17 protein-coding genes are annotated in these 16,300 nt (G+C 68.1%); 12 read left to right on the forward strand and 5 right to left on the reverse strand.

The annotated features are described in order from the left end of the window. Positions 1-84 precede the first annotated feature (84 nt). On the forward strand, positions 85-303 hold the full coding sequence (locus tag ACFVBH_RS00670; protein WP_354986711.1) for a hypothetical protein: 219 nt from the start codon (positions 85-87) through the stop codon (positions 301-303). Positions 304-414: 111 nt separating this feature from the next. Continuing rightward, positions 415-1,728, forward strand: coding sequence for a cytochrome P450 (locus tag ACFVBH_RS00675; protein WP_378998506.1), 1,314 nt, complete (start codon positions 415-417; stop codon positions 1,726-1,728). Here the strand turns inward: ACFVBH_RS00675 and ACFVBH_RS00680 are convergent. Further along, a complete protein-coding gene (locus ACFVBH_RS00680; protein WP_354986709.1) occupies positions 1,715-2,140 on the reverse strand; it encodes a MerR family transcriptional regulator in 426 nt (141 codons plus the stop codon). The two genes, ACFVBH_RS00675 and ACFVBH_RS00680, sit on opposite strands and share 14 nt — an antisense overlap. A 98-nt stretch (positions 2,141-2,238) precedes the next feature. On the opposite strand from ACFVBH_RS00680, the gene ACFVBH_RS00685 reads away from it, so the two are divergent. The 5 genes from ACFVBH_RS00685 (at position 2,239) to ACFVBH_RS00705 (ending at position 5,756) form a co-directional block, all read left to right on the forward strand. Then, complete coding sequence (locus ACFVBH_RS00685; protein WP_354986708.1) at positions 2,239-3,195, forward strand: MBL fold metallo-hydrolase; 957 nt, start codon at positions 2,239-2,241, stop codon at positions 3,193-3,195. A 4-nt stretch (positions 3,196-3,199) separates the two neighbouring features. Further along, complete coding sequence (locus ACFVBH_RS00690; RefSeq protein ID WP_378998509.1) at positions 3,200-3,808, forward strand: GNAT family N-acetyltransferase; 609 nt, start codon at positions 3,200-3,202, stop codon at positions 3,806-3,808. A gap of 147 nt (positions 3,809-3,955) precedes the next feature. Continuing rightward, entirely contained in the window at positions 3,956-4,231 is a 276-nt protein-coding gene (locus tag ACFVBH_RS00695; protein WP_354986706.1) for a YggT family protein, read from the forward strand. Between the two features lie 275 nt (positions 4,232-4,506). After that, entirely contained in the window at positions 4,507-5,103 is a 597-nt protein-coding gene (locus ACFVBH_RS00700; protein WP_354986705.1) for a hypothetical protein, read from the forward strand. Positions 5,104-5,264: 161 nt separating this feature from the next. Continuing rightward, positions 5,265-5,756, forward strand: coding sequence for a beta-class carbonic anhydrase (locus ACFVBH_RS00705; RefSeq protein ID WP_378998512.1), 492 nt, complete (start codon positions 5,265-5,267; stop codon positions 5,754-5,756). A gap of 16 nt (positions 5,757-5,772) precedes the next feature. Here ACFVBH_RS00705 and ACFVBH_RS00710 read toward each other — a convergent pair whose 3' ends face one another. Then, positions 5,773-6,117 carry a hypothetical protein gene (locus ACFVBH_RS00710; RefSeq protein ID WP_354986703.1) on the reverse strand — a complete coding sequence of 115 codons (345 nt, stop codon included), beginning with the start codon at positions 6,115-6,117 and terminating at the stop codon, positions 5,773-5,775. Between the two features lie 231 nt (positions 6,118-6,348). Between ACFVBH_RS00710 and ACFVBH_RS00715 the strand changes: the two genes are divergently transcribed. Both ACFVBH_RS00715 and sigJ read left to right on the forward strand, forming a co-directional pair. Beyond that, entirely contained in the window at positions 6,349-7,542 is a 1,194-nt protein-coding gene (locus ACFVBH_RS00715; RefSeq protein WP_378998515.1) for an NAD(P)/FAD-dependent oxidoreductase, read from the forward strand. Next, positions 7,539-8,465, forward strand: a complete 927-nt coding sequence (sigJ, locus tag ACFVBH_RS00720) for an RNA polymerase sigma factor SigJ (RefSeq protein WP_378998517.1) — start codon at positions 7,539-7,541, stop codon at positions 8,463-8,465. Before ACFVBH_RS00715 ends, sigJ begins: the two co-directional genes overlap by 4 nt. A gap of 75 nt (positions 8,466-8,540) precedes the next feature. Here the strand turns inward: sigJ and ACFVBH_RS00725 are convergent, their stop codons facing one another. The 3 genes from ACFVBH_RS00725 to ACFVBH_RS00735 form a co-directional block, all read right to left on the reverse strand. Beyond that, positions 8,541-9,347, reverse strand: coding sequence for an SAM-dependent methyltransferase (locus ACFVBH_RS00725; RefSeq protein WP_378998519.1), 807 nt, complete (start codon positions 9,345-9,347; stop codon positions 8,541-8,543). 309 nt (positions 9,348-9,656) lie between these two features. Then, positions 9,657-10,601, reverse strand: coding sequence for a hypothetical protein (locus ACFVBH_RS00730; protein ID WP_378998521.1), 945 nt, complete (start codon positions 10,599-10,601; stop codon positions 9,657-9,659). 466 nt (positions 10,602-11,067) lie between these two features. Next, positions 11,068-11,883 (reverse strand): hypothetical protein, encoded by an 816-nt coding sequence (locus ACFVBH_RS00735; protein ID WP_378998523.1) that lies wholly within the window; start codon positions 11,881-11,883, stop codon positions 11,068-11,070. A gap of 170 nt (positions 11,884-12,053) precedes the next feature. Here ACFVBH_RS00735 and ACFVBH_RS00740 point away from each other — a divergent pair, with 170 nt between their 5' ends. The 3 genes from ACFVBH_RS00740 to ACFVBH_RS00750 all read left to right on the forward strand — a co-directional run bounded on the left by ACFVBH_RS00740 (position 12,054) and on the right by ACFVBH_RS00750 (position 16,255). Continuing rightward, the gene (locus ACFVBH_RS00740; protein WP_354986697.1) at positions 12,054-12,902 is read left to right on the forward strand and encodes a hypothetical protein; all 849 of its coding nucleotides are present in this window, start codon (positions 12,054-12,056) and stop codon (positions 12,900-12,902) included. Between the two features lie 336 nt (positions 12,903-13,238). Further along, positions 13,239-14,768 carry a DNA mismatch repair protein MutS gene (locus ACFVBH_RS00745; RefSeq protein ID WP_378998525.1) on the forward strand — a complete coding sequence of 510 codons (1,530 nt, stop codon included), beginning with the start codon at positions 13,239-13,241 and terminating at the stop codon, positions 14,766-14,768. Next, positions 14,765-16,255, forward strand: coding sequence for a DNA mismatch repair protein (locus ACFVBH_RS00750; protein ID WP_378998527.1), 1,491 nt, complete (start codon positions 14,765-14,767; stop codon positions 16,253-16,255). Before ACFVBH_RS00745 ends, ACFVBH_RS00750 begins: the two co-directional genes overlap by 4 nt. Positions 16,256-16,300: the final 45 nt, after the last annotated feature.

A 16,300-nucleotide genomic window follows, 5' to 3' on the forward strand; every position in this document is an offset into this window, starting at 1 on the left:
TACGTCAGGGGGCAGACGGGAGTCCGGCCACCACCGGGCGACCGGCGCAACACAACAGTCCCACTGTCGAAAAGGTAAGTCGCGATGCAGAACATCGCTGAGCGGATTCGCCTGTCGGCCATCCAGGTGTGGTGGTCGGCCCGCGATGCCGCGTTCATCGCCAGGTCCGAACAATTTCCCGCACTGAGCCATGCCAACGCGTCGTCGTCCTTGGCCGCGGTGGACGGGCTGATCGACAAGATCTGCCGATCCGTCCCCGCCAATTCCGGGCAGGCCCCCGATCGCGAGTATCGCCCGGGATAACGCCGCCCGATCTCGGCCGCGACCGCCGACGGGCGGGCCCGCGACCTAAGCTGGAGGGCAGGCGTTTTCCGGCTGCTGCCCCGAAGCGGCCCGCGCGAAGGGATCGGCGTCGTGACCATCGCATATCCACCCGGGCCCCGGCTGCCCCGTATCGTCCAGACCGCGATGTACGCGCAATGGCGCACCGCACTGCTCACCCGCGCCCAGCGGCGCTACGGTGACGTGTTCGGACTGCGCCTCGTTCCGCCCTACGGCAAACGCGTCGTCGTGTTCTCCCGGCCCGAGCACATCCGGCAGATCTTCGCCGCCGACCCCGCCGATCTGCATGCCGGCGAAGGCAATCGGCTGCTGGTGCACGTCATGGGCGAGCATTCGCTGCTGCTCACCGACGAGGCCGAGCACGCCCGCGCCCGGCGCCTGCTCATGCCCGCGTTCGCCGGATCCGCCCTGCGCGGCTATCGCACGCTGGTCGAGGCCATCGCCAAGACCCATATCGAACGCTGGGCGGGCCGGTCGCAGGTCCACACGCTCGATCGCATGAACGATCTGACGCTCGATGTCATCATGCAGGTGGTGTTCGGCATGACCGAGGAGACACGGCGCGCGGAACTCGCGCCCCGGTTGCGCCGCATCGTGAACATCAATCCCATCGTGTTCTTCGGCTGGAAGTACCCGCGCCTGCAGCGCTTCGGCCCGTGGAAGAGCTTCCACGACAACCAGACCGCGATGAACGAGCTGCTCTACCGCGAGATCGTGCAGCGTCGCGCCCACCCCGAACTGGCACAGCGCGCCGATGTGCTGTCCCGGCTGCTGGCCTTCGGATCCGGTGAGAACACCTCGGACGCACCGCTGTCCGACGCCGAACTGCGCGATCAACTGATCACGCTGCTGCTCGCCGGGCACGAGACCACCGCGTCGGCGCTGGCGTGGGCCTGCCACGAACTAGCGGCCGATCCCGCCATCCAGGATCTGGCTCGCGCCGCCGCGCTCGGGGGTGACGACAAATACCTGGAGGCCGTGCTCAAGGAATCCATGCGACTGCGCACCGTCATCGCGGCCACCGGGCGCAGGCTCACCCGGGACATGACCATCGGCGGGATCGATCTGCCCCGGGGCACGATCGTGTCCACCTCGATCCTGCTGGCGCACCGGCGCACCGAGAGCTTCCCGGATGTCGCCCGATTCCGGCCCGAGCGCTTCCTCGACGGGAGCGTGGCCGCCAACACCTGGCTGCCGTTCGGCGGCGGCGTACGACGCTGCATCGGCGCGGGATTCTCGATCATGGAGGGCACCGTGATCCTGCGCGAAGTGCTGACGCACTACCGGCTTTCGCTGCCCGCGGGCGTGACCGGTGAGCGCGCCCGCATTCGCAATATCACCCACGTGCCCGCGCACGGCGCACCCGTGCGGCTCACCGCGCTCTGATCGGCCCCTGGGCATACGGCCCGGCCGGCTCCTGCCCGGCGAACTCCGCGCACTCCGGGCATTCGGTGATGACGGCGTGCCCGCATTCGGTCAGGTGCGCGAGAAAGCGATCGGTGGCCCGCAGCAGGTCGATGTGCTCGCGCACCTCCGCCCGCTTGGCGTCGATGAGGGCGATCCGCTCGTCGTGCCCGCCCACGCCCAGGCGGCGGATCTGAGCCAGCGACAGGCCCGTTCGCTGCAGCCGGCGGATGAGCCGGGCCACATTCAGGGCCTGTGCGTCATAGGTTCGGTGGCCCGACGGGCTGCGGCGTGGATGCAGCAACCCGACCGATTCCCAATGCCGCAGCACATGGGCCTCGGTGCCCAGCACGGCCGCGGCATCGCCGATGCGCAGCGGTTCGGTGGTGATCAACACTCGCCCCTTTACTTCAGGTCGACATCAAGTATTACCGTGCTCGCACCGCACCGGCCGTCGGGCCGATCTCCCAGCGGTGGATGGAGATTCAGCACATGTCCGATCCGGTTCATTCCCCCGGTCTGCTCGAATGCTGCACGGCCGTGGCCGGTCTGGCGCGCGGCCTGGTCCGCCCGCGCCCGCGTGACGAGCGGTTCCTGCGTTCGATCACCGATGCCGGGCTCCCCCGTCCGCGCGCCACGGTGCGGGTCACCGCGCTCGAGCAGGCGCCGCGCAGCGTGCCGACGGCGGCGATCGTGGAAGGAGTCCGGTCGCCGCGGCGGATCACCAACGCGCTCACCACCTTCCTGGTGCGCCATCCCGGGGCGACGTTCCTGGTCGATCCGAGCGTCTGTCTCGACGCCGAACGCCGGGCCATCGCACAGCTCGCGCCGATCCTGCGCGCGGTGGTGCGACCGCCCGCCGCCACCCTGGCGACCGTCACCGCGCTGGCGAACCAACCCGGCCTGCCCGCACCGGAATTCGCGCTGCCCACCCACGCGCACTGGGATCACGTGTGCGGCCTGCTCGATCTGCCCGGGCTGCCCGTGCACATGCACCGGCCCGAATACGACTGGGTCACCGCCGGGCCGGTCGCACCGGTCGGCGGCGTCCGCGACGCACTGCTCGACCGGCCCGTGGTGCACTACGACCTGGACGGCCCGCCGGTGCTCACCTTCACCCGCAGCCACGACCTGTTCGGTGACGGCAGTGTCGTGCTGGTCGATCTGGCCGGTCACACGCCCGGCAGCATCGGCGTGCTCGCCCACACCGCGCGCGGCTGGGTGCTGCTGGCCGGTGACGCCGCGTGGCACACGCTGCAGATCTCCGAGATCCGCCAGAAGTCCAGCTTCCCCGGCAATTTGGTGGATCACGATCGCGACCTGGCGTTCAGGACGCTGCATCGGCTGCACCTCGCGCGGCACGTCACGACCGTCGTCCCAACCCACGACCACGCCGCCGCTCTCACTCTCACGACTGATTCGGAAGCGGGTACGCACCCAGTAGCGTGATGCCATGGACGTCACGGTTCGCCCGGCACTCGCATCGGATATTCCCACCATGGCCAAGGTGCTCGGGGTCGCTTTCTCCGACGACCCCGTGTTCACCTGGCTCATTCCCGACGACAAAACCCGTCCCCGGCGCGCCGCCTTCATGTTCGAGGCGTTCATCCGATACCAGTTCTTCGCACACGGCGGCGCCGACGTCGCGCTCGACGACAATGGCGTACTGGTCGGAGCCGCGGTGTGGGCGCCGCCCGGCAAATGGAATTCCGGCGGGGCCGCGACCCTGCGCGTTTTCCCCGCGCTCGCGCGTGCCCTGCGCCTGCGGCTCGCGCAGGCCGGCCGGATGGCCGATGCGATGGCCGCGCACCATCCGAAGGAACCGCACTGGTATCTGGCGTTCATCGGCACGCTGCCGAGTGCGCGCGGGCGGGGTTTCGGTCAGGCCCTGCTCAATTCGCGGCTCGATCGCTGCGACGCCGAGGGTGCGCCCGCGTATCTGGAATCCAGCAAGCCCGACAATGTGCCGTACTACGAACGGTTCGGATTCGAGAAGACCGAGGAGCTGGATGTCACCGATGGCGGTCCGCTGATGTGGCCCATGTGGCGGACGCCGCGCTGAGTCGCGGGCGCGGCGTGTCCGTGGGCGCCGGCAGCGGGCACGCCGTGATATCAGTTAGCTGAGAATGCGACAAAACCGGCACTTTTGCATCGGCTGTCCGTTGGAACCGGTAGGGCGGCCGATGCGGCCGCCGCGAAGGAGTTGATCATGAGCCTCATCGGCGCGGTACTCGGATACATACTGACGGCATTCATCCTCGTGATGCTCGCGCGGCTGATTCTGGACTGGATCGCCACGCTCAGCGACAACCCCTCCTCGACGTATCGGGCGCGCGAGATCACCCACAAGTTGACCGAGCCGGTGATCGCGCCGGTGCGCAAGGTGCTCCCGCCCATCCGCGCGGGCGGGCTGGCCATCGACCTGGCCTTCACCATCGTGTTCGTGCTGGCGATCATCCTGCGCTCGGTCTTCTTCAGCCTCTGAGGGTTTGCTCCGCCCCGCCGCGCTCGACCCGCGGCGCGGCGGAGTTCCCGGAGAAATCGTATTTCATTCACAAGAATCGCATTTCGCCCAATTCCGTCATTAATGGCTTTCGGAGTTGGTTCCACTGTCGGGAATCCTGCGGGCAGGTAGCATCTCGCAATGGCCTACCAACAGTGAGGAACCCGATGACTCAGGACGAGAATGTGTCGATGTCCTTTCCGCCGGCTGAGCCTCCGCCATTTCCCGAACCCGAACCGCAACCGGCGAAGCGTGGAATGTCCCGTCGCAAACTCGCCGCGATCGCCGGGGTGCTGCCGCTGGGCGCGGCCGCCGTCGGCACCGCGTTCCTGGTCCGGGGCGAAGACGGCAATCAGCACGCCGAAGTGCGCAACAGCGCCGAGACTCCCGCCCGCACCGCCGCGGGCGCCGACACCATCCCCACGCAATCCGCGCCGCCGGAGGGGTTGCAGCCCGAGATCTCGAAGATCGGCAGCCGGCATATCGCCGCGCTGCACGCCATTCACAACTATTTGGCTCATATCTCGAACTACGAACCGCAATCGCTGGACGCGTATTTCGCCGGCGCCATCGAAACGACAACCGGCGCGTGCCGTCAGCAATTGATCGATACGCGCAATTCGACGCGAGAATACTTTCTCTCCACCAACAGTCGTTGCCAGGTCATCGAATTCAACGCCGGATTGCGCGCGATCACCGGCACCACCGCCCTGGGCATCGGCTACGTCAAACAATCGACCTCGAGCGATCTGGACCCGATCCCCTCGATATCGCTGATCGCCGCGGCCGTGACCGCCGAGGAGCAACCCGACGGCCGCTGGTTGATCAGCGACGTCAAACGCATCTCCACCTGATCGCACGCCACGCCGGGTGAATCGCCGAGGGGGCCGGCAACCTCGCGGCACAAGTGTTTCGTTCACCGTGCGTGGATCCCTCGCGCCCGGCCCGCCGGTAGGCCACCGTCGTCGATGCAGAGATTCGCATGTCCTCACCCTCATCGACGCAAGGACGCGATATGACCGTCACCGACGAATACCTCGCCAACAACGCCGAGTACGCCGCGCAGTTCAGCGGCCCGCTGCCACTGCCGCCGAGCAAGCACGTCGCCGTCGTGGCGTGCATGGACGCCCGGCTCGATGTGTACCGCATTCTCGGGCTGGGAGACGGCGAAGCCCATGTCATCCGCAATGCCGGCGGGGTGGTGACCGACGACGAAATCCGATCGCTGGCCATCAGTCAGCGACTGCTGGGCACCACGGAGATCATCCTCATTCACCACACCGACTGCGGTATGCTCACCTTCACCGACGACGACTTCAAACGTTCGATCCAGGACGAGACGGGGTTGAAGCCGGCGTGGTCCGCCGAGGCCTTCCCGGACCTGGACGAGGATGTGCGCCAATCGATTCGGCGCATCGAGTCGAGCCCGTTCGTCACCGCCACCACGTCCCTGCGCGGGTTCGTGTTCGACGTCGCCACGGGCAAGCTCAACGAAGTAGTGGGCTGAGTCGCTCGCCCTCGAGTCAGGTGAGAGGTGACTCGAGGGCGGGTCCGGCACCCGCCGGTCGCCCGGTGCGGCGCCAGATCCAGATCGCGGAGGCCGTGAAGGCGAGGGCGCAGGTCAGGCCGAAAGCCATGGCGCCGAGGCGGAAGTGCCAGGGGGCGAGCTCGGTGAGCGGGGCGGCGGCCGCCGCGGGCGGGAATATACCGAAGGCGGCCGAGGTGGCCGCGAGATAGACGCACAGTGCCAGGCCGATCCAGGTCAGCGGGCTGCGTCTTCGCCACTGCCTATCCGCCTGCTCGCGCCCGGTTCGGGCCTGCGGCGGGACGGCATCACGGTTCGACTGATTCGCCGGGCGGCTGATCATTGCGACAGCTTACTTCTGGCAAACATTGAATCCGGGACTCGAAAGCTCGCCTCGCGAGTCTCGCGATCTCGGGTCGGCGATCGGGCGGCGCGGAACCGCGGCCGGGCCGTCGCGAAGACATGATTCGCTCGGCGTCGGAGCATCCGGTGTACGTATTCGACCCCGCCCGGTCGAGTACGTGACCTGGGTCACGCGCTGTTACGCAGTCGCCACGGCCGGTGTCTCGATGGCATGACTCGAAACAGCACCACCTCCAAGACCGAAGTCGTCGTCATCGGCGGCGGGTACGCCGGCACCGTCGCAGCCAACCGATTGGGACAGCGCGAGGACGTCGCGGTCACCCTCGTGAACGCGCGGAGCAGGTTCGTCGAACGACTGCGCCTGCACCAGCTGGTGGCCGGCAGCGGGACGGTGACCGCGGACTACGGCCCACTGCTCGGCGAACGGGTGCGCCTGGTCGTCGACGCTGCCGACCGGATCGACACCGCGAGCCGGACCGTGCGCCTCGCCTCGGGACGCGACCTGGGCTACGACTACGTCGTCTATGCCGTCGGCAGCACCGCGGCGGTGCCCGGCGCGATACCGGGCGCGACCGAATTCGCCTATCCCCTGGCCGAATTGGAGAACGCCGAGCGGCTGCGGGCACGGCTCGCGGAGCTGCCCCCGGGCGCACCGGTCACCGTCGTGGGCGGCGGACTGACCGGCATCGAAACCGCGGCCGAGTTGATCGAACAGGGCTGGGACGTCACCCTGGTGTGCGGCGGCAAGCTCGCGCCGACCTTCTCCGAGCGTGCCCGCCACGCACTGGCGGATTGGCTGGCGCGACATGATGTCCGGGTGATCGAGGGGATGCCGGTGACGGAGGTGCAGGCGCGGCGGGTGCTGCTGGCCGACGACAGCGTCGTGCCCGGCGCGGTCACCATCTGGACCGCCGGCTTCGGGGTTCCGGAACTGGCGCGGCGCAGTGGTCTGCGCACCGACCGGCTGGGCCGCCTGCTCACCGATGAAACCCTGACCAGCCTGGACGACGATCGTGTACTCGCCGCGGGCGACGCCGCCGCACCGTCGAACAGGCCGCTGCGCATGAGCTGCCAGGCCGCAGGCCCACTCGGCGCGCAGGCCGCCGAGACGATCCTGAGCCGCGTCGCGGGAACGCGGCCCGCGGCACTGGACATGGGATTCCTGGGCGCGAACGTCAGCCTGGGCCGTCGGGCGGCGGTCGTCCAGTTCACCCACAGGGACGACACTCCGCGCCGGCTCGTGCTGCGCGGGCGCGTCGCGGCCCCGGTCAAGGAGGGCGCGACCCGGGCCACGCTGTGGGCGATCCGCACCGAAGCCCGCAGGCCCGGCTCACTCATCTGGGCCAAGGGCGGCCCGCGGCCCGCGGCGGTCGTGCTCGACGCCGAGGAGGTCGGCAACCCGTGAACTCCCCCAACGAGCACGCCGAGCGTTTCACCCTGCTGCGGCCGCTGCTGTTCACCATCGCCTACGAGATCCTCGGTTCCGCAACCGAATCCGACGACGTGCTGCAGGAGAGCTATCTGCGCTGGGCCGAGGTCGAGCTGTCGGCGGTCCGGGACACCAAATCGTATCTGGCGCAGGTGGTCACCCGGCAGGCACTCAATGTCCTGCGGTCCCGGACGCGGCGCAGGGAAGAGTACGTCGGGCCGTGGCTGCCCGAACCGCTGCTGCTGGCGCCGGACGCCGCGGCGGACGTCGTGCTCGCCGAATCGGTCTCCATGGGCATGCTGATCCTGCTGGAGACGCTCACGCCCGAGGAGCGCGCGGTCTTCGTCCTGCACGAGGTCTTCGGCTTCGAGCACGACGAAATCGCCGGGGCGGTCGGCAAATCCGCGTCGGCGGTGCGTCAGCTGGCCTATCGCGCTCGCGGGCACGTGCACGCCCGCCGTAACCGGTTCGGCCCCGTCGACACCGCCCGCACGGGCGAACTCACCGACCGGTTCCTGAACGCCGCCGCCACCGGGGATCTGGACGGGCTGCTGGCGCTGCTGGCGCCGGACGTCCACTGGACCACCGACAGCGGCGGCAAAGCGTTCGCGGTGCGTGAGCTCCTGATGACCGGCGCGACGCGGGTGGCCGTCATGCTCGTGACCCTGATGAAGGCGATACACCGGCTGCCCGACACCCGCATCGAGCAGGTGCACTGCAACAGCGATCCCGCGGTCGCGATCTACCGGGGCGAGCGGCTCGAGGCCGTGGTCGTGCTCGAGTTCGCCGGCGGAAAGATCATCAACGGCTACGGGATTCGCAACCCGGACAAGCTCGCCGCGCTCGGGGTGACACGCGTGATCAGCCGCACCGCCGAATCCCCCGACGCCCGGGGATGAACGGGCCGCACACGCGCCACAACGCACGACGGCCGGACGCTTGATTGCGTCCGGCCGTCGTACCTGTGGCTGTACTCAGCGCTTGCGCGCGATTCCCGCGACGACCATCGTCTCGAAGTCGGTCAGCTTGTGCGGCTCCATGGTGTCGTCCGGGCGCCATTCCGCGCACGGCCGCACCGTCGGAGTGTCGAGCGGTTCGAGATCGCCGAAGAGCGCCTCGATTTCCTTGATCGGGCGCAGCCGGCCGCGCCCGAACGCGTCGATGATCTTCCGTTCCGTCGCGATGGCCTCGCGGGTCTCGCCGGATCGGAAGTGCGAAATGTAGATCAGGCTATCTGTGGGCACCTGCTCGGTCCAGTAGCGAACCACGCCCGACGGATCCTCGTCGTCCTCGAGAAAGCTCAGGACGGCGGCAAACAGGATACCGACCGGCTCGTCAAAGTTGATGAGCCGCTTGACATCTTCGTGTTCCCGGATCGCTTCGGGTTTGCTCGCATCGGCTTCGACGAAGGCGATACCGGAGTCGACAGCGAGCAGTGCGCGGCCGTGGCCCGCCACGAACGGATCGTTGTCGACGTAGACGATGTGGGCGTCCGCGTGCTGCTCGCGCGCCACCTGGTGGACGTCGGAATTATCGGGATCGGGGAGGCCGCAACCGATATCGATGAATTGCCGAATGCCCTGCTTCGCCATGCTGCTCACCGCGCGCCGGACGGCGTGGCGGTTCGTAATCGCGAGTTGGTCGGAACCGGGCAGGTCGCCCTTGAAGTAGTCGCCGACATCCTTGTCGACACCGTAGTGATCCCGGCCGCCGAGTACGTAGCTGTATACGCGTGCGACACTCGGCCGCGATTGCCGTTGTCGCATGGTGTTGATGTTCAACTCTCACACCCCTTTACCCTCCGTGCACCAGCGGGTTTGTCGATCGCACGGGAAGCTCGCCTCCGGCAGAACCTTGATTGAAGATCATTCCAGATCAACGCTCGGACGGAACGCGCTTTCCCTCAGACAATACCGTGACGAACCCACGCTCAGACCCTCTCATGGCAATAACGCTCGCGGGTTGCGGATGACGAACCTCGATGCGCCGCAGCAGGTTCCACCAGGCATCGTTACTGAGACTCACATTCGTTTGCGAGTCATGCGGAAACCTACCGTATCGAGGTCACGCCCCGGTAGCGCCGCATGTCCTCAGCCCGTCACCTCGGCGGCCTTGCCGCGCCCGGCGCGACTGCTCGCGACCAGTTCGTCCAGTTGCCGCTCCGCGCGTTCGGCGCGGGTGAGGGTCTGCAGCCGGGCGTCGTCGAGGGTGGCCATTCGCGCGGCCGCTTCCTGGCGCACCTGCTCGAGGGCCGTCGCCGAGTCCGCGCGCACGGCGGCGATATCGGCGGCGGCGGCGCGCTGGACGGCCGCCATCTCGGACCGCACCCTGTCCAGTTCCTCCCGCACCCGGGCCAGTTCGTCCCGGGTCTCCGCGACCACCTGATTGCGTTCCGCCACAGCCTGTTCCGCGCGTTCGATGGCCCGTTCGGCGTCGGCGGCGCGCTGCACGGCCAGATCGCGTTCCGCGCCGGCGGCGGTAATTCGCTGCGTGGTGTCCCGGCGTACCTGCTCGATCTCCGCGACGGTCTTGGACCGGGCGAGTTCGATCTCCTCGGTGGCCTGCTGGCGGGCCCGTTCCACATCCTCGGCGGCTTCCCGGCGAATTGTCCGCACGTCGGCCTCGGCCTCGGTGCGGGCGGCGAAGACGTCGTCGGCGGCCTGCTTGGTGATCCGCTCCATTTCTCCGAGCGCGTCGTCACGGGCACTGAGCGCCTCGGCGATTCGGCCCTCGGCCGCCTCGGCCGCGGTGATCGCGTCCTCCGCGGCGGCCTCGGCGGCGGTGCGCGCGTCGTCCGACTCGCGCCGGGCCTGTTCGGCGCCGACCATGGCCATCTCGGCCTCGGCGATCTTGCGCCCCGCGTCCGCCTGGACCGCCTGGACCTGCGCCTCGGCCACGGAAGGGTCGGCCAGCGTGGACAACTCGGCCACACTGGCGGCCAGCGTCGTGTTCAGCTGCTCCGCCAGCGTCCGGAACTGAACCAGCAGCTCATCGGCCCGTAATCGGGCCACGGTCACCGGACCGCGTTGCGTCACAGTGACGTTCGCGGCCGGACCCGCCACCTCCTCCTGCGACAGCCGCTGTCGCTCTCGCCACGCTCGCCAGCGCGTGTGGTCCGGGTGTTCACAGTATTCCGAGGGCCTGCCCGGCCCCCCGTTGCGGGTAATCGGCTTGGTGCAGCCCGGGTAGTTGCAGATGCTCGACACCGCAGAATCGTAGCGTTTGTTCCGTCATTTCCAACGCAACAACACGAAACGAATCCCGTTCCGCCCCAAATCAACCCATCTTGCCCTAACCGCCGATAAGTGAACCTTATCGGGCGTCAGCATCCTGACCTCCCCGTTCTGACGTCGCAAACAATACGTTTACGTGTGGTCGCATCAAACGAAACGTATCTACAACTAAACCCACCAAAAACTGTGCACCCCTGTACACCCGTCCCATTCCCGCCAGATCGCCCGAATCGGAGACCGCCGTACTGCCCCGGACTTGGGACACCGGTCACGCGAAGCCGTTGTTCCGCAGGAACGCGAACCATCCCCTCGGGTTCTCCAGCTCCTCCGGAGACGCGAATTCGAGGTATCGCGGCCCGACCAGGTACTCGTTGAAGAAGGTCAGCAGGTCGGGCGCGACGACCCGGGAGGCGTCCTTCTCGGCGTACCGCCAGAAGTACTGGTCCGCGAACATGACCTCGCCGGAAGTGAGACTCACCAGAAAGAGGTCGTTACCGAGAAGCCCGACCCGGATCCAGTGCTCGTCCAGGCGGCAGCACTCCCCGTCGGGGTCCATGATCTCGCCCTGGAGACGACGGGGGTTCAGACCGAGGTCGAGGTAACCGGCCCGCGGGTGCCCGGTGATGCCGAACAGGACGATCAACTCGGGAGGCACCCGGAGATCGTCCCGAGGGGAGCCGGCGTGGGCCGGGCCGCCTCGGTACTCGGCTTCGAAATCAATGCACTCGAGGTACGAATCGAGGAGCTGGCGCTCATCGAGTTCCACACCGGGCGGGAACTGTGCGATGTAGTCGTCATAGTCACCATTCGGCAGGAGCGCCCGCAGCCGATCGACCTTCGCGGCCACCTCGGCGTGGGTCGCCCGGGCCATCTCGGCGGGGAACAACAGCGGATAGTTCACAGGCTTCTCGAAGCGCAGTCTCGCCATGGTCTGCTCGAATTCGGGGAACTCGGACCGCGCCTTGCCGATCGCGGACTCGACACCGGACCCACCACGTATGTCGAACTCGATGTGCGCCAAGGCTTCCAACTGCGGGGGTACCGGCGGGGTGTGTTCCCGGCCGGTGTTCGTCGTATCAACCACGACGGAGTTCTATCAGGGGCTCCCGACCGGTTCTTCCGGGGCGATCCGGCCGTTAGTGCTTCGTTGGTGGATGCGGAGTGGCGCATCCGACCATGGGTTCAGACACAAAGCAACGGTGATCCGAACCGCACCAGCGGGGCTGGTCCACCCACGAGAAAGGTGACAAGACAATGACCAGCTCCGCCAAGCCCGCCCTCAAACGAGTCGTCCTCGCCGCGTCGGCGTTCGCCCTCGCCGCCGGCGGCATGCAGCTCGGCATCGCCCCGGCCTACGCCGTGGCCGGGCCGACCTCGAAGTACGAGTGCCGCGACCTGCAGACCCCGGGCAGCCTGTTCCCCGGTGACGAGGTGGCCTGCACCCTGACCGTCAGCACCGCCGGCAACGACACCTTCAGCAATGTCGTTGCGGAGGTGACCATCCCGAGCAACACCGTCTACCAGTCCGGCGGGACCCTGCAGGGCACCCAGAAGGTCGTGTTCAACCTCGGTGAGGTCACCAAGGCCAAGCCCGGCACCGGCACCCTGACCGTCATGGTCGCGGGCACCACGCCCGACAAGACCGCCATCTCCAGCGAGGCCGTCGTCAAGGGCTTCGCCCCGAACGGCGCGTTCGACACCACCGCGGCGTCCAACACCCTCATCACCACCACCGTCGGCACCGGGCAGGGCGCCAAGCTCACCGCCAAGGAGGATCGCGCCTCGGTCAACACCTTCGGTCGCGCCGAGACCCCGATCTCCGAACTGGCCGACGCTCCCGCCGGTGTCACCCCCAAGATCGAACTGGTGACCAGCGCCGAGCCGAAGAAGGGCTACATCGCCTTCTCGATCATCGACAACGGGCAGAAGATCGCCTGGACCGCGCTGTGCACCGCGTCCGCCACGGAGAAGACCGAGGCCTTCACCGTCAAGATCTCGGCCCCCGGCCAGACCACGGTCGAGTCGAAGGTGACCGTGCTGCTCGGCAACAACGTCGCCAACCAGGGTCTCGTCGCTCCCGCGGAGTGCAAGCAGAAGCCCTGAGCCAGAAGCTGATCCGCGCAGGCGGGTCGAGAATGCGCGGTCGGTGCGGCTACCCGAAGCCACACCGGCCGCGCATTCGTGTGTGTGAATCCCCCTGAATGCCGCGACTCCCGGCCATTCTCTTTCGTGCGGGCCGGGCTCGAAGGTTATGGCCCGGATGGATTGGGCACGCTGTACCGCGCCCGCCTCGCACGCGCGAGCTGCCCCCGCCGCTCGATGGCGACACGTGGAGCGGTTCGGCTCGGCATTCTTGACGCTTCGTCCGAGGGCTACCTAGGGTGCCAGGGGTAGGTGCGAGCGCCTTCGTGCGGGCCGTGCACACGGTGAGGGGTGGGGATGCGAGCCGACAGCGTGCTGTGGCCGGACGGCTCGGCGGGAGTCGCCGAGATGGTGGTCGAGCCCGAGACCGTAGCCGATCTGAATCTTGACCAGGTGATCGCCGCGGTGCTGCGGGACGGGCACGAATACGAGCTCGACTCGGTGTTCAGGCGGCCGGTCCGGGACCTGGAGGTCGTACGGTATCGGCAGGAAGTCTTCGCGGACCTGGGAAGTGACGCCGTCCGCCGGGTCTTCGACGATTTCGCGGCCGGTATGCGACGCATGCGGCGGCGGCTCGCCGGCGCGGAGAAACTCACCCATCCCCTGCAGCAACAGCGGTGGCGGCTCGACGCCGCGGCCGAATACGTCACGGCGGTCTCGCACATGGCCGCGGAGCTGGCGGACCTCGATCTGACCTCGCGGGCACTGCGGCGGTGGCGGGCATTCCTCGACTTCTCGGTCGCGGGTTCGCAATTCGGAAGGCTCACCGAGGATGTCCGGGAGGTGCAGCGGGCACTGGCCACGGTTCGATACAGCATTCGGCTCGTCGACGGGACCGTCGAGGTGGGCGCGGCCGGTGACGACGCGGACTACAGCGCGACGGTCGCGGATCTGCTCTCCCGCTTCGGCGCCGGGCCGCCACCCGCGGTTCGACGGGCGGGTGAGTGGGCCGACATGAATCAGATGGAGGAACAGATCCTCGACCGGGTCGTGGCCCTGCGACCCGAGGCGTTCGCGCGGCTGACCGAATTCGCTGCCGGGCATCGGGATTTCGCCGATCTCGACGTCGTCACCTTCGATCGGGAAATCCACTTCTACCTGCTGTACCTCGACTTCGCCCGGGGTCTTGCCGCCGACGGCCGCACGATGTGCCTGCCGGAGTTGGCCTCCGGGACCGCGGAAGTCCGCGCGGAGCGGGCTTTCGATCTCGCGCTGGCGAATCGCCGACGGGGTAGCGATCAGCCGTTGGTGTGCAACGACTTCCAGCTGTCCGGGCCGGAGCGGATACTCGTGGTCACCGGCCCGAACCAGGGCGGGAAGACCACCTTCGCGCGCATGGTCGGCCAGCTCGCCTACCTGGCCGCACTCGGCTGCCCCGTGCCGGCTGCATCGGCTCGACTGCCCCTCCCGGACAGGCTGACCACGCATTTCGAGCGCGCCGAACAGGCCACCGATACCGATGGCCGCCTGCTGGCCGAGCTCGAACGGGTACGCGACACGCTCGAGCACGCCACCGCGGACAGCGTGATCATCCTGAACGAGAGCTTCAGCTCGACGAGCACCGTGGACGGCGTGCGGATCGGCCTCGAGGTGCTGCGGCAGATCATCGCGCGGGGGTCGATCGCCGTGTGGGTGACGTTCTTCGACGAGCTGGCGCACGCGGGACCGGAGACGGTCAGCATGGTGGCGGTCACCGAATCGGATGATTCGGCACAGCGCACGTTCCGGATCGTGCGACGGCCCGCCGACGGCAACGCCCACGCCGTGGTGCTGGCCGAACGATACGGGCTGACCTACGAGCGAGTGACGGCGAGGATCGCACGATGAGGGTCGATCTGCTGCAACCGGCGGGCGTGACGCCACGCATCGCGACCAACGGCGACCGCGCGTTCGACGACCTCGGCATGGAGTCGCTGTACAGCGCCATGGCCGCCGGTGACCCGATCGTGCTCGAGGCCGTGCGCTCGATCGTGCCCGCGACCCTGATCGACCCGGAGGTGATTCGCTACCGCCAGGCCGTGCTCACCGACTGTCTGGCCCACCCCGCCGTGGTGCGCGAGCTCTACACGATCGCGGTCGAGCCCACCGAGATTCGCCGCTGGCCGCTCGCCCCGGGACGTCAGAGCGGCGGCAAGATGCTGCTGTCGCTGCAACCGTTCACCGATCTGCTCTCGTGCCTGCGCAGGCTGCGCGCGCTGTGTGAGCGGAACGCGTCCGTGTTCGGCTCGGCCGGGCTCACCGGATTGGTCGCCGGGGTGAGCGAGCGGTTCGACGACGCCTATCTCGACACCGTCGAATCACACCTGGCCGCACTGTATTTCGAGAACGGCGTACACCTCACCGCCGGGCTCGGCGTCGGCAACAAGATTGCGGACATCGTGCTGCACGAGCCGGTGCGGCCGCGCCGCGCCCGGTTCGGGATCGGGCGGCGTGCCGATCGCGCCTTCCGCCCCATCGAGGATCCCGAGGCCGCCGCGAATCCGGCGATGAATCCGATCAAGCAGTTACAAGACCGCGCGCTGGCCGAGGTCGCGGAGATCGTCGCCTACGCGGCCGACCACGTCCATGACTTCTTCCAGCGGCTGCGCACCGAACTCGCCTTCTACATCGGCTGTCTCGCGCTGCACGATCGGATCGGCGCGGCGGGCTTGCCGACCTGTATGCCGGTCGTCCACGACGCGGGCAGGCCGCGGCTGCGCTGCGCGGGACTGCGCAATCTCGCTCTGTGTCTGTCCTCGGGTCGCGCGGTGGTCGGCAACGATGTGCGGGCCGATGACCGCACCCTGATCGTGGTCACCGGCGCCAACAACGGCGGAAAGTCCACATTCCTGCGCAGCCTCGGCACCGCGCAGCTGATGATGCAGTCCGGCATGTTCGTCCTGGCCGATGCCTTCGAAGCCGATGTCCGCGACGGCGTTTTCACCCACTTCGTCACCGACGAGGACCGCACCATGACCCACGGCAAGCTCGTGGACGAACTCGCCCGCATGAGCGCCATCGTCGACCGCATCTCCCCCGATTCCCTACTGCTGTGCAACGAATCCTTCGCCTCCACCAGCGAACGCGACGCGACCCGCATCGCGACGCCCCTCGTCGCCGCCCTCACCGAATCGGGCGTGAAGTTCGTGTTCGTCACCCATCTCTACGAGTTCGCCCGCGCCCGCCACGCCGCCGCCCACTCCACCGACCTGTTTCTCCGGGCCGACCCGTTGCCCACCGGCGCCCGCACGTTCCACCTGAACCCTGCTCCGCCACAACCCGGCAGCCACGCGACCGAGATCTTTCACCGCGTATTCGACAGCGCCGCACGCTGATCCGAATTCCCGCACGGAAAATGCCGGAGCACCTCATCGGTCGCT

Origin of the sequence: Nocardia sp. NPDC057668 (genome assembly GCF_042799795.1) — a bacterium.
Taxonomy (GTDB): domain Bacteria; phylum Actinomycetota; class Actinomycetes; order Mycobacteriales; family Mycobacteriaceae; genus Nocardia.

Coding starts and splice junctions, on each gene's coding strand:
- ACFVBH_RS00670 (WP_354986711.1), top strand. CDS start 85: ATGCAGAACATCGCTGAGCGGATTCGCCTGTCGGCCATCCAGGTGTGG.
- ACFVBH_RS00685 (WP_354986708.1), top strand. CDS start 2,239: ATGTCCGATCCGGTTCATTCCCCCGGTCTGCTCGAATGCTGCACGGCC.
- ACFVBH_RS00690 (WP_378998509.1), top strand. CDS start 3,200: ATGGACGTCACGGTTCGCCCGGCACTCGCATCGGATATTCCCACCATG.
- ACFVBH_RS00695 (WP_354986706.1), top strand. CDS start 3,956: ATGAGCCTCATCGGCGCGGTACTCGGATACATACTGACGGCATTCATC.
- ACFVBH_RS00700 (WP_354986705.1), top strand. CDS start 4,507: ATGTCCCGTCGCAAACTCGCCGCGATCGCCGGGGTGCTGCCGCTGGGC.
- ACFVBH_RS00705 (WP_378998512.1), top strand. CDS start 5,265: ATGACCGTCACCGACGAATACCTCGCCAACAACGCCGAGTACGCCGCG.
- ACFVBH_RS00710 (WP_354986703.1), bottom strand. CDS start 6,117: ATGATCAGCCGCCCGGCGAATCAGTCGAACCGTGATGCCGTCCCGCCG.
- ACFVBH_RS00715 (WP_378998515.1), top strand. CDS start 6,349: ATGACTCGAAACAGCACCACCTCCAAGACCGAAGTCGTCGTCATCGGC.
- ACFVBH_RS00740 (WP_354986697.1), top strand. CDS start 12,054: ATGACCAGCTCCGCCAAGCCCGCCCTCAAACGAGTCGTCCTCGCCGCG.
- ACFVBH_RS00745 (WP_378998525.1), top strand. CDS start 13,239: ATGCGAGCCGACAGCGTGCTGTGGCCGGACGGCTCGGCGGGAGTCGCC.
- ACFVBH_RS00750 (WP_378998527.1), top strand. CDS start 14,765: ATGAGGGTCGATCTGCTGCAACCGGCGGGCGTGACGCCACGCATCGCG.